Raw genomic sequence first — 11888 nt, forward strand, 5'->3', positions numbered from 1 at the left:
GGGTCCGGATTTGGTGATTGGAATGCGTTTTAATGTATGGTTTCCCGGTCGAACAGTGCGCTGACGAATTCGTCCGCCTTGAACGGGCGCAGGTCATCGATTTGTTCACCAACACCGATATAACGAATCGGCAATGCCATTTTGGAAGCAATCGCAAACACGATACCGCCTTTGGCAGTACCATCCAGTTTAGTCAAAGTTATGCCACTAACCCCCACTGCCTGATGAAATTGTTCCGCCTGGTTAAGTGCATTCTGGCCGGTGCAGGCATCCAGTACCAGCATGGCTTCATGTGGGGCGGTTGGATCCAGCTTAGCCATCACCCGTTTCACTTTTGAGAGTTCGTCCATCAGATTACTTTTGGTATGCAGACGTCCGGCTGTATCGGCAATCAGCACATCAATGCCCTTGGCCTGAGCCGATTGCAGGGCATCAAAAATAACCGAGGCGCTGTCTGCGCCGGTGTGCTGGGCCACTACGGGAATGTTATTACGCTCACCCCAAACCTGAAGCTGTTCCACCGCAGCGGCGCGGAACGTATCGCCGGCTGCCAGCATCACCGATTTGCCTTCCATTTGCAGTTTTTTCGCCAGCTTGCCGATGGTCGTGGTTTTGCCCACGCCGTTGACACCCACCATCAGAATCACAAACGGCTTTTTGCTGGTATCAATAGGCAGACCGCCACCGTCGTCGGAACGCTGTAGTACAGTTGCCATTTCTTCCTGCAAAGCCTGATAAAGGGCGTCGGAATCTTTCAGTTCTTTGCGCTTCATGCGCGCGGTAATGGCGTCCAGGATACGCCGTGATGCGTCGACACCGACATCCGCCACCAGCAGTTGGGTTTCCACTTCTTCCAGCAGATCATCGTCGATGGCTTTCTTGCCCAGCAGAATTCCCGCCAGGCCGTCGCTCAATCCGGCCCGGGTGCGGCTCAGGCCTTGTTTTACACGGGCAAAGAACGAGGCCGGTTCCGCCACCGGAGTCTCAACAACAGGTGTTTTTACAGCAGGGGCATCGGCAACCGGTTCGATGACAGGCTCAACCACCGTTTCAACAACCGAAATCTCCGGCTCAGCCATCAACCGGGAGGTAGAGGTTACACTGGCCGAAGCAACCGCTGTGGCAATACCGCCCTCATCAAAAAAGCGGGCGAACAAGGCTTGCTCCGACAGTACGGCTTGCCCCCGGAGTGCCCCGGACTCACTTGTTAAACTGCCCTGGGCCTCGCCCGGCACAAAGAAACGTTCAAACACCGCTTGCTCGTGCGCACTACTCACCATTGTCAAACCTCTGAACCATTTTGTTGTTCGGATAAAGTGGCCGCTATCCTACCATAATCCAATCCCGCCTATCCGCACCCAGGCGGGCACAATGGCAGGAATTTTTCCCGGTGCTGTTAGTCAAAGCGACTCACTATGTTAGATTGTGTTCCCCCGAATTATTTTCCGGCGTCTTGAGACAATATAATGAACAAAGCTCCACAACTTTTGCTGATCGGCTTATTGACTACTGGAATAAGCTGCACTGGCTGGGCTAACACCGGCTCAGCCCCGAAATCACGCCTTTCCCCTTCCGATCGTACTTTTACTCACACCCTGGAAAACGGCCTGAAAATCGTCGTCAGGGAAGACCATCGGGCTCCGGTAATGGTGTCTCAGGTCTGGTATCGGGTTGGTTCCAGCTACGAACACGCCGGGGTAACCGGGGTTTCTCACGTACTGGAACATATGATGTTCAAAGGCACACCGCGGGTGCCCAACGGAGAATTCTCCAAACTGATCGCCAATTACGGCGGCAGTGAGAATGCATTTACTTCTTACGATTACACCGGCTACTACCAAGTGATGAGTGCAGTTAACCTGCCCCTCAGCCTGGAGCTGGAAGCCGACCGCATGCAGAACGCACTGATGCCGGACGACGAGTTCGCCAAAGAAATCGAAGTGGTGAAAGAAGAACGCCGTTTGCGCACCGATGACAAACCCGGCTCCATTGCCTATGAACGGTTTATGGCCGCCGCTTATTTATCTTCCGGCTACCACAACCCAGTCATCGGCTGGATGCACGATCTGGACAACATGAAAGGCGAAGATGCCCGCAAGTGGTACAAACAATGGTATGTGCCGAACAACGCGATCCTGGTCGTCGTCGGGGATGTAAAAGCCAATGAAGTATTCGAACAGGCAGCTCACTATTTCGGCCCGATACCGAAAGGGAATATTCCCAAACGCCCTCTGAATAAAGAAGTACCGGCCAACGGCGAACGCCGCCTGAGTGTGGATATACCCGCCAAGATTCCCAACCTGTACATCGGCTACAACGTGCCGGGCATTAACACCGCATCCGACGAGAATGATGTCTATGCATTGCAAATGCTGGCGGGCGTTCTGGACGGCGGCTACAGCGCGCGAATGGAAACAGAGCTGGTGCGCAACCAAGGTATCGCCGCAAGTGCAGGGGCCGGTTATAGCGGCTTGGCGCTCGGCGATACCTTGTTTTACTTCAGCGCGATTCCGGGCAAGGAATATTCCATCGAAGAGCTGGAAGATGCCATTCAGGAACAAATTACCCGACTGCAGGAAGAACTGGCGGACCCGGATGAACTGGAACGCATCAAGGCGCAGATTATTTCCGGTATTGTCTATCAGCAGGATTCCATATCCAGTCAGGCTAATCAGATCGGCAGCATGGAAGCCATTGGGCGCAGCTGGCAGGAAGCCGACGCCATGCTGGAAAAACTGGCGGCTGTGACACCGGAACAAATCCGGGAGGTCGCCAACAAATACCTTATTCCAGACAATAAAGTGGTTGCCATTCTTAATCCGCAACCCCTGTGACGTTCTGAATTTTCCGATTCAATTTTTAATAGGGAATGCCCAACATAATGTCTGAAGACAGTCGAATTAGCCGCAAAACCCTGAGCATGATCATTCTGGTGGTGTGCATATTTATCGTGCTGCTGTACAACCTGCCCGGTAGCCGCAAGCCCGGAGAAACGGAGTCCGGTCCGTTAGTCGTACCGGAAAACACCACCGGTCAGGCAGTAAACCATCTGGACCTGGAATCCATAGAGCAAATTGAAAAAGCCACCAAAAAGTCTCACAAAGTCAGAATCGAATCCTGGAATACTCCCAAAGGTGCGCGGGTACTTTATGTGCAAGCAGCGGAAATACCCATGCTCGATGTGCGGGTCGTATTCGATGCCGGTGCCGCGCGGGATGGCAGCCTGCCGGGGGTGGCGAAACTGACCAACGCCATGCTGACCGAGGGCGCCGGAGTAGCCGACGTCGATGAGATCGCACGCCATTTTGAAGGGCTCGGCGCGGATATCAGTACCGAATCCTATCGTGATATGGCACTGGTCAGTCTGCGCACTTTATCCGACCCGCAATACCGGGATGAGGCACTGTCCCTGTTCTATGACGTGGTTGCACAACCCACTTTTCCGGACAACAGCCTGAACCGCTTACGCTCAAAAATGCAACTTTCCCTGCAACATGAACAGCAGAGCCCCGGAGCCCTGGCGCAAAAAGCATTTTTTGAGAATCTGTACGGCGGTGCCCCCTATAGCTCACCGCCCAACGGAACGGAACTGAGCCTGGAAGCCATCAACGAAGGCGCTCTGGAAGATTTTCACAAAAAATATTATGTCGCCTCTAATATGGTGGTCGCGATTATCGGTGCCATCGACCGCACCGATGCAGAGCTGATTGCGTCCCAACTGGACAAACAGTTACCGGCCGGTCAACCCGCACCACCGCTGGGCCGCATTGAGGCGCTGTCTGCACCCGCTGACCAGCATATCCATTTTCCCTCCAGCCAAACCCATATCATGGTCGGCGGAGTCGGCATCAAACGGGGCGATCCGGATTGGTATGCCATCTCCGTTGGCAACGAGATCTTGGGCGGTGGCGGTTTTTCGTCGCGGCTGAACCAGGTAATTCGGCAGGACAAAGGGCTGGCCTACAGCGTGTACAGCCATTTCACCCCCATGGCTGCGGAAGGGCCTTTCTTTGTTAATCTGCAAACCCGCGCAGACCAGACCAAGGAGGCCCTCAAATTGCTCGACACCACACTCAGCGACTTTGTGAACAACGGCCCAACCGATGCGGAACTGGCCGACGCCAAGCGCAATCTGCTGGGCAGCTTCCCCCTCCAAACCGCCAGTAACAGCAACATTGCCCAATATTTGGGAATGATTGGATTCTATAATCTGCCTCTCAGCTATCTGGAAAAATACCCCGCGGCCATTGAAAAAGTAACCAAAGACGACATTAAAAAAGCCTTTCAGCGGGTGGTTCACCCCAACGCGCTGCTTACCATCACCGCCGGTCAAGCCGATGCCGAGCAAGACGACTCATTAGGTGACGGCAAGCCATGAAGAAATCGGAGCTGCGCATTATCGGCGGCCGATGGCGTGGTCGACGGTTGTCCTTCGTCGCGGAAGAAGGTCTGCGACCCACCTTGGATCGCTATCGGGAGACCCTGTTTAACTGGTTGATGTTTGATGTTGAGGGAGCGCGCTGCCTGGACCTGTTTGCCGGTAGCGGGGCTCTGGGGCTGGAAGCGCTTTCTCGCGGCGCGCAACACGTTGACTTTGTGGACACCAGTGCCACCGCCACCCGCAACATTAAGCAGCACCTGAATACGCTGGATTGTGAGCGTGCCAGCGTGTATCAAAGCGGGGCCGAGCCCTGGCTCAAACTGCATCAAGCCGATAAGCCCTACGACCTGATTTTCCTGGATCCGCCCTTTAACAAAAATCTTCTGCAGCCCTGCATCTATCTTCTTGAATATGGCGGGTTTTTTCACGAAAACAGCAAGATTTACCTTGAAGCTGAAGCGGAATTTTCGACCGGCAGGCTGCCCTCCCACTGGCAGGTACTGAAGCAGAAAAAGGCCAAAAACAAACTATTTTTGTTACTGGAATGCCCGACACCTCAAGCTTTCCAGGCCAATTCAGTCACCTAGCGCACATTCCCGGAACATTCCCGGCTTAACTATTTTGCAGCATTGAGCAGTGGTCTCTATGCTTAAGGTCATGAACATTCAGAGGTAAGTTTCATGTCCATACCCCCCAACGTGGCGGACCGACTGGCACAGAAAGGAATCGACTATCAAATTCTGGAGGATCTGGAAATTGCGCCATTGCATCAGGTGAGCAGCAGCCCGCAGATCGACAAAAGCCAGATAGTCCAGGTGATCGTATTGCAAGACCCGGTGGGCAAAGTGCAATTGCTCCTGCCCAGCAACTGCTTACTGGATTTGCAGGACCTGTGTACCGCCACCAACCGCAATTGGCAAGCTATCAGCCCTTCCGGCTTTGCTGAGCTGGCCCGAATTCAGGACGTTGGCCTCACGCCGGGCCTGCCAATCTGTGACAAACTGCCCCTGCTGGTCGATCAGCGCCTGCTGAAACCGGCGTGTTTGTTTTTGGAGCTGGGAGACAGCGGACAATTTCTGAAGCTGGAACAGGCCGAATTTTCCAAACTCGTTTGCGAAGCGAATATCTGTGATAGCTGCGTTCCCCTGCCAAAAATCAACGTCAATCAGGACGATCGTCAAACGGTTGTCGATTCAGTCAAGCGATTCACTTCACTAAGAGTGAAACGACGCCTGGAAGAAACTCTGGAAATGCCGCCGCTACCGAACACAGCCGAACGCATTATTCAACTGCGCATCAACCCCGATGCCGGGGCCGGGGATCTTGCTGAAGTGGTGGAGCAAGACCCGAGCCTGGCTGCTCAGGTCGTCAGCTGGGCCAGCTCACCTTATTACGCTGCTCCCGGTGCCATAAAATCCGTGCACGATGCGGTGATTCGCGTGTTAGGGTTTGATCTGGTGATTAACTTGTCACTGGGTCTGGCTTTAGGCAAAACGCTGACGCTGCCGGAGAGTGGCCCACATGGTGCGTTTTCCTACTGGCGGCAAGCCGTTTATAGCGCCACATTGATGGAAGGCTTGGTGAAAGCAATCTCCAGTGACTATCGTCCGGAAATGGGCCTGGCGTATCTGAGTGGATTGCTTTCTAATTACGGATATCTGGTATTAGCTCATATTTTTCCACCCTACTTCTCCAAACTTAACCGGGATATTGAAGCCAACCCGCACCTTGATAGTTTTTATATCGAGCAAAATAGTTTGGGGGTAGACCGGGAAACCCTCGCCAGCCAACTGATGGAATGCTGGAATATGCCGGAAGAAATTATAGTAGCATTGCGCTGGCAGCATCATCCGGAATTCAGCGGCGAGCACTCGGTTTATTCCCGCTTACTTCACATAAGCCACCAGCTCTTACGCAGCACGGGCATGGCTCCCGGCCCCGTGCACAGCATTCCCGATGCCTATTTTCAGGCGCTTCACCTGGACCGGGACGATGCCCATTCGGTATTGAATAACCTGGTTTCAAAACAAGATGAGTTATTAAAAATTGCCAAGACCATGGCGAGCTGAAAGGCCGCTGAATAATAGCGGATTAATGTTCCGCTAACCGGATGTCTTCGCTAATCTGCTGACGTGCTTCCAGAAAGGATTTCTGGACCGTCTTCAAGCACACCGCCATAAAGCGATCGAAAACAGGTTGATCCAAAGAGGTCAACAACTGTTCCAGTTTGTGGGTGGGGGTCCGTTTTAGCAGATATAAATACGCAAACAACGCATTCTCACTGATCTCCCCTTCTACTGACTGCCGGTAGTTTACCAACTGCTGATCGAGTAACTCTTCCGAATAACTTTGATTGGTTTTAAGACGGGATACCACCGCCAGCAATTGCTTGCGTAATTCCACTTTCAATTGCGACTCCAGATTCGATTGCTGTAACACCTCATCCAGGGAAACTAACAGCGCCATGCGCTCGGAATTGGGGGGTAATTCTTTAACCCGCAAACGATAGCTGCGCATTGCTTTGCGTATATCGGCATCCTGCAGTTGCTCCTGCAATTGCTGCAGGTTACGCAATTGACGGGACTGTAAAATACCGTCCAGTTCTTGCTTGTCGTGTTGTGAAAAAGATTGTTCCAGATGCTCAATGATTTCCCGTTTTAGTTGCTCTGAACCGAATCGCCGTCTGAACTGTTGGTTTAGTTGTTCAAGTTGAACACGGGTGAAACCCAGGGGCGCTTTGCCCAGGTTCGTAATTTCCTGATCGATTAATACGTTGGCCTGCGCCAACACATCGTTGACACCGGATTTTTCCAGTGCGCTCTCCCAAATTTGGTCTTGGTCGGTTGAAGAGGGCTGCGCCCAGGCCGTGGCCGCTGCACTGAACAACGCCAGACACGAAAGAACGCGAACCGCTGCGAGCAGCAATACTGTGAATTGGGCGTTCATTCTGGGGGACCCGGTTGGCTTCATGCCGATTGCACCTCCACATCCGGATCATCAAATATGGTTTTATCAAATTCGCCTTCCGAGCGCGCGACAGTGCAGGTCACCACCGCATCACCGGTCACATTGACCGCCGTGCGGATCATATCCAGTATGCGGTCAACGCCCAGGATCAAACCGATGGCTTCAGCCGGTAAACCGACTTGTCCTAGAACCATGGCCAGCGTAATCATGCCTGCGCTGGGCACGGCAGCCGTACCGATGGACGCTAAAGTTGCAGTCGTAATAACAATGACGAATTGAGAAACCGTCAGATCAATACCATAGGCGCCAGCTATAAACACGGTGGCAACTCCCTGCATGATGGCAGTGCCATCCATGTTAATGGTGGTGCCCAAAGGAATGGTGAAAGACGCAATCGAGTTTTTTACACCTAATTTTTTTTCAACGATACCCAGTGTCACCGGCATGGTTGCCGCACTGCTGGCAGTACTAAAGGCAAAAATCAGAGCGGCGCGCATTTTTTTCATGAAGATCATGGGATTGAGTTTAGCTACTAACGTCAAAATTCCCATATAAGTGCCGCATAAATGTAAAAACAGCGCAAACACAACGCAAAACATATAGGCGCTTAGCCCTTTCAGAATATCCAATCCCTGCTCGGCAAAGACTTTCGCCACCAGGAAAAATACACCGTAAGGCGCTAACCGCATTATGAGCTCGACCAGCTTCATTACGATGATGTTCATATCTTCAAAAATAGCGCCGATGCGCTTACCGCTTTCACCCGTATTGTTTAGCGCAATACCCACCAAAATTGCGAATACGATTACCTGCAGCATATTGCCTTCAGCCATTGCGCTGAACGGATTAGACGGGAAGATATCAATAAGCACCTGTACCAACGGCGGACGTTCGGCCAGTTTAAAATGTTCGTAGTTTGTATCCAGGCTGATTCCGGCACCGGGATCAACAACGCTCGCAACGATGATCGCCAGAGTAATTGCAATGGCGGTGGTGAGCAGATACAACAGAAACGTTTGGTGCCCAAGCGGCCCAGACTTTTGCTCTCGCCGGATGCGATAACCCCGCACACCAGGGAAACTAAAACCAAGGGCACGATCATCAACTTAAGCAGGTTGACAAATATTTTGCCGACAACGTGAAACACACCGTTAATCAGGTAGGTATCATTAAAGCGGGAAAAAGTGGTGTCAGGAAAATGGTGGTTAAGGTAAAACATCAACACGCCGATTCCAAAGCCCAGGATCAAGCCCAGAAAAATCCGGATCGTTAATGTGTCCTTTTTTGCTGCGTCCTTATTTTGCGTCTCCGTCACCCCGATTCCCCATTAGTAACTGCTGTGCCCATTCTGATCCTGGCATTCGCTCCGATCTGAATACAGCCCTTTTCCGAACTACGCACGCCCTTATATGGTCAATATTTAACCTGACCAAAGACTAACAACCAAATGGAATAAACGCCAGACATGAGCTAAGTTTCGTCACAAATGAGCAACGAAACAAGTGCAGTTGTACCGATAACGTAATTACTTTGTTTATTTCTTCTTCTTTTTGGGGGGAAAGAACTTGATCAGACTCATAAACCACATCATTTCCTGGGCATCCCCAGTGACAATGATGTCTTTGCTGCCCATTCCTTTCATGAAGACCATTTTGTCTTTGCTGGCATTCATAATGGTTTTATAGGCATATCCGGCGTCTTTGAACGCCATACTCATATCCGGCTTGGGGTGCAAACCACCGAACGGGATCACGCTGTTGTTCCGCACTTGGTAGTATCGCGCTACGCGGCCGTTTTCAGTGCGAAACTGCAATACGATATCTTTGTTATCCAGCTTTTCTTTAAAAGCATCGTTGTTTTTTGCCAGCCAGCGCATACGCCAACCCAACACCAGCAATAAAAACCAAAACTTCATAATGACATTCCCGAAATAACTACTGCGCTAATGATTGCGCTACCAGGTCTTTTAAGCCCTTGCCCGGTTTGAACTGGACGTTATGCCCCGCCGGAATTTCAATAGGCTCGCCGGTTTGTGGATTGCGTCCGGTTCTGGGCGCAAATGCCCGCACTTCAAATACACCGAATCCGGGCAAACTGATGCGGTTGCCGCGACTCATTTCCAATGTCATTTGATCAAGAATGACATTCAGCAGATCACGCGCCGCTATTTTGGTTAATCCCAGTTTTTCGGCAAGTAACGATTCTACTTCTGATTTCTGCATGATCCGGTCCCTTGAAAAGGGCCGATTGTATACCGTAAGCCCTGGCAGTGAAAGGCGACCTTGCTCTGACCTGCAATGGTCCAATGACACGAGTGCTGGTGCGGTCTGAATCCGGTAACCACCGTTTTCAAGCTTGGGGGCAAGGGTAGCGGAACTACGTCACCCCGTTTTTCACTTATTATTATTCGGTTGGTGATGCCAACTCTCATTCTTCCATTAACTCAAAATCTTCTTTTGAAACGCCGCAATCCGGGCAAACCCAATCGTCCGGCACGTCTTCCCACTTGGTTCCGGGCGCGATACCGTCTTCCGGCCAGCCTTCCGCCTCGTCATAAATATAGCCGCATACTATGCATTCGTACTTCTTCATGGGTACACCTTCTGATTCTCAGCCTCTGTTTTAAGAAGGGGGAAATTACTGGCGAAAACTGAAAAATGCAAGCCGCAAGTACTTTTTATAACAATGTATCCATCCGGCACCTGGCGGTCGAAAACAAACCGGTCTCGATGAGCTATTGACCTGATTGCCTACTTAACCCCATTTCACAAGCCCGGGATAAGCCGCTGACACCGAGATGCGATAGCCGGGATGGTTTCGCTGCTATTACTGCAGCTGGTAAAAATCAAAGGTTCCCTGCCAATTCTCGCCAGCGGGCCCAGGTATCTGTTACCCTGCCGTTGATTTCGTTGCCACGAACGGCAATACTTCCAATGCTATCAAGGTGTTAACCTTCCTCCTGCGTCAATTAAAAGTGGCCCGAGAATGACAAGCCAGCACTTCCTGCCCGCGATACTCCACGACCAGACCCTCTATCAGGGCGGCGGCGGTCGTGTCCCCCCGTATCAAATTCCCCGCAGCTATCGTGACTGGTTACTCGACCCAGACTCACTGACACAAAGGCTGATCAGGGAATCCGGCGGGGAATTCCGGGTAGAGCTATTGCGCCAGGGGCACCTGAGCACCACTGCACAAGAACGGGATGCACTGGCGCTGGGATTGCGCACATGGCCTTTTTTAAGAGAAGTCACCTTACGCTGCCACGATCAGCCTTGGGTGTTTGCCCGAACGGTGATTCCCACGGCAACACTGATGGGCCCGGCACGCGCGCTCACTCGTCTGGGCACAAAGCCGCTGGGTGCGGTTCTGTTTAATCACCCCCATGTAAGGCGCGGGCCGATCTCGGTCTATCGCCTGAATGCGAGTCGCCTGAGCACGGTGTTCGCGCATCAAGGTTTGCTCTGGGGTAGACAATCGCTATTCTACCTGTACGACAAACCTCTGTTGGTCAGCGAATACTTTCTGCAACGCTGTCCGATGTACTTGCTGGATCAAAGGAAAGGATAAACCAGTGGCCTCACTGAAAGAATTGCAACTGTCGAATTCGCCGTTGCGGCGCCTGCCCGATTTTATCTACCTTGGTCGACTGGACCGTCCCATCGGTATCTATTTGTTACTCTGGCCGACACTTTGGGCTTTGTGGATCGCCGCAGAAGGCGATCCAAGCTTCAAACTGATCTTTATCTTTATCACCGGAGTGTTTCTGACCCGCACTGGGGGCTGCATCATCAATGACTTCGCTGACCGTAACCTGGATGGTCAGGTCAGTCGTACCGCCAACCGCCCCTTGGCCACTGGCAGGGTGAGCAGTAAGGAAGCACTCGCTATTGCTGCATTAATCGGAATGCTGGCATTTGCCCTGGTGCTGTACACTAATCGCTTCACAATTTTGCTGTCGGTTGGCGGTCTGCTGCTGGCCTGCACCTATCCGTATATGAAGCGCCACACTTATCTGCCGCAGCTGGTGCTGGGCGCTGCGTTCGCCTGGTCGGTCCCTATGGCCTTTGCAGCGGTGGGTGAATCGGTACCGGAGCATGCCTGGCTTATCTATCTCGCGACCGTGGCCTGGACTATGGCCTACGACACGTTGTACGCCATGGTGGACCGGGAAGATGATCTGCGCGCCGGCATTAAGTCCACCGCCATATTGTTCGGTGACGCCGACCTGGTCATGATCAGCATTCTGAATGCCCTGGCTCTGCTTTCCCTATGGCTGTTAGGCAACCGTTTGGAGTTCTCCGTCTGGTATTTCTTGGGGCTGGGAACCGCGGCATTGTTGCTGGTTTGGCAGCTCTGGCAGTGCCGTAGCCGGGATACCAACGCCTGTTTCAATGCTTTTTTGCATAATCACTGGGTCGGCGCGGTGATCTTTGTGGGCGTCTTTTTGCATTACAGTTTGTCATAATGCTTGAGAATAAAGTACGGCTTGACCCACAAACGTCATTTTTATGTAACATTGACATCATTAAATGACGGTACT

General features: G+C 52.1%; 11 protein-coding genes and 1 pseudogene. 6 read left to right on the forward strand and 6 right to left on the reverse strand.

Going from position 1 to position 11888, the window contains the following annotated elements; all coding sequences use genetic code 11:
• Positions 1-29: 29 nt before the first annotated feature.
• Positions 30-1280: a signal recognition particle-docking protein FtsY gene (gene ftsY, locus FT643_RS16265; RefSeq protein WP_156872478.1), complete on the reverse strand. Its 1251-nt coding sequence runs from the start codon at positions 1278-1280 to the stop codon at positions 30-32.
• A 186-nt stretch (positions 1281-1466) separates the two neighbouring features.
• Between ftsY and FT643_RS16270 the strand changes: the two genes are divergently transcribed.
• From FT643_RS16270 to FT643_RS16285, 4 genes are all read left to right on the forward strand, one after another.
• Positions 1467-2834, forward strand: a complete 1368-nt coding sequence (locus FT643_RS16270) for a M16 family metallopeptidase (RefSeq protein ID WP_156872479.1) — start codon at positions 1467-1469, stop codon at positions 2832-2834.
• A 47-nt stretch (positions 2835-2881) separates the two neighbouring features.
• Positions 2882-4378, forward strand: coding sequence for a M16 family metallopeptidase (locus FT643_RS16275; RefSeq protein ID WP_198043616.1), 1497 nt, complete (start codon positions 2882-2884; stop codon positions 4376-4378).
• Positions 4375-4968: a 16S rRNA (guanine(966)-N(2))-methyltransferase RsmD gene (gene rsmD, locus FT643_RS16280; protein ID WP_156872481.1), complete on the forward strand. Its 594-nt coding sequence runs from the start codon at positions 4375-4377 to the stop codon at positions 4966-4968. The genes FT643_RS16275 and rsmD overlap by 4 nt, the downstream gene beginning before the upstream one ends.
• Positions 4969-5061: 93 nt before the next feature.
• Positions 5062-6450, forward strand: coding sequence for an aminoacyl-tRNA deacylase and HDOD domain-containing protein (locus tag FT643_RS16285; protein WP_156872482.1), 1389 nt, complete (start codon positions 5062-5064; stop codon positions 6448-6450).
• A gap of 22 nt (positions 6451-6472) precedes the next feature.
• Here FT643_RS16285 and FT643_RS16290 read toward each other — a convergent pair whose 3' ends face one another.
• The 5 genes and pseudogenes from FT643_RS16290 to rubA form a co-directional block, all read right to left on the reverse strand.
• On the reverse strand, positions 6473-7351 hold the full coding sequence (locus tag FT643_RS16290; RefSeq protein WP_156872483.1) for a hypothetical protein: 879 nt from the start codon (positions 7349-7351) through the stop codon (positions 6473-6475).
• Positions 7348-8567: pseudogene (locus FT643_RS16295) on the reverse strand (dicarboxylate/amino acid:cation symporter). Before FT643_RS16295 ends, FT643_RS16290 begins: the two are co-directional and overlap by 4 nt.
• A gap of 315 nt (positions 8568-8882) precedes the next feature.
• Entirely contained in the window at positions 8883-9263 is a 381-nt protein-coding gene (locus tag FT643_RS16300) for a hypothetical protein (RefSeq protein WP_156872484.1), read from the reverse strand.
• A 19-nt stretch (positions 9264-9282) separates the two neighbouring features.
• Positions 9283-9570 carry an HU family DNA-binding protein gene (locus FT643_RS16305; RefSeq protein WP_156872485.1) on the reverse strand — a complete coding sequence of 96 codons (288 nt, stop codon included), beginning with the start codon at positions 9568-9570 and terminating at the stop codon, positions 9283-9285.
• A gap of 205 nt (positions 9571-9775) precedes the next feature.
• A complete protein-coding gene (gene rubA / locus FT643_RS16310; RefSeq protein WP_156872486.1) occupies positions 9776-9940 on the reverse strand; it encodes a rubredoxin RubA in 165 nt (54 codons plus the stop codon).
• Positions 9941-10333: 393 nt separating this feature from the next.
• Between rubA and FT643_RS16315 the strand changes: the two genes are divergently transcribed.
• Both FT643_RS16315 and ubiA read left to right on the forward strand, forming a co-directional pair.
• On the forward strand, positions 10334-10915 hold the full coding sequence (locus tag FT643_RS16315; RefSeq protein WP_156872487.1) for a chorismate--pyruvate lyase family protein: 582 nt from the start codon (positions 10334-10336) through the stop codon (positions 10913-10915).
• A gap of 13 nt (positions 10916-10928) precedes the next feature.
• A complete protein-coding gene (gene ubiA, locus FT643_RS16320) occupies positions 10929-11813 on the forward strand; it encodes a 4-hydroxybenzoate octaprenyltransferase (RefSeq protein WP_156872533.1) in 885 nt (294 codons plus the stop codon).
• Positions 11814-11888 lie beyond the last annotated feature (75 nt).

This window comes from Ketobacter sp. MCCC 1A13808 (genome assembly GCF_009746715.1).
Taxonomy (GTDB): Bacteria; Pseudomonadota; Gammaproteobacteria; order Pseudomonadales; family Ketobacteraceae; genus Ketobacter.

Bases quoted from the DNA above. Each gene is read 5' to 3' on its own strand.
- FT643_RS16300 (WP_156872484.1), bottom strand. From the start codon at position 9,263: ATGAAGTTTTGGTTTTTATTGCTGGTGTTGGGTTGGCGTATGCGCTGG.
- FT643_RS16275 (WP_198043616.1), top strand. From the start codon at position 2,882: ATGTCTGAAGACAGTCGAATTAGCCGCAAAACCCTGAGCATGATCATT.
- rsmD (WP_156872481.1), top strand. From the start codon at position 4,375: ATGAAGAAATCGGAGCTGCGCATTATCGGCGGCCGATGGCGTGGTCGA.
- FT643_RS16270 (WP_156872479.1), top strand. From the start codon at position 1,467: ATGAACAAAGCTCCACAACTTTTGCTGATCGGCTTATTGACTACTGGA.
- FT643_RS16285 (WP_156872482.1), top strand. From the start codon at position 5,062: ATGTCCATACCCCCCAACGTGGCGGACCGACTGGCACAGAAAGGAATC.
- FT643_RS16290 (WP_156872483.1), bottom strand. From the start codon at position 7,351: ATGAAGCCAACCGGGTCCCCCAGAATGAACGCCCAATTCACAGTATTG.
- FT643_RS16305 (WP_156872485.1), bottom strand. From the start codon at position 9,570: ATGCAGAAATCAGAAGTAGAATCGTTACTTGCCGAAAAACTGGGATTA.
- ftsY (WP_156872478.1), bottom strand. From the start codon at position 1,280: ATGGTGAGTAGTGCGCACGAGCAAGCGGTGTTTGAACGTTTCTTTGTG.
- FT643_RS16315 (WP_156872487.1), top strand. From the start codon at position 10,334: ATGACAAGCCAGCACTTCCTGCCCGCGATACTCCACGACCAGACCCTC.
- rubA (WP_156872486.1), bottom strand. From the start codon at position 9,940: ATGAAGAAGTACGAATGCATAGTATGCGGCTATATTTATGACGAGGCG.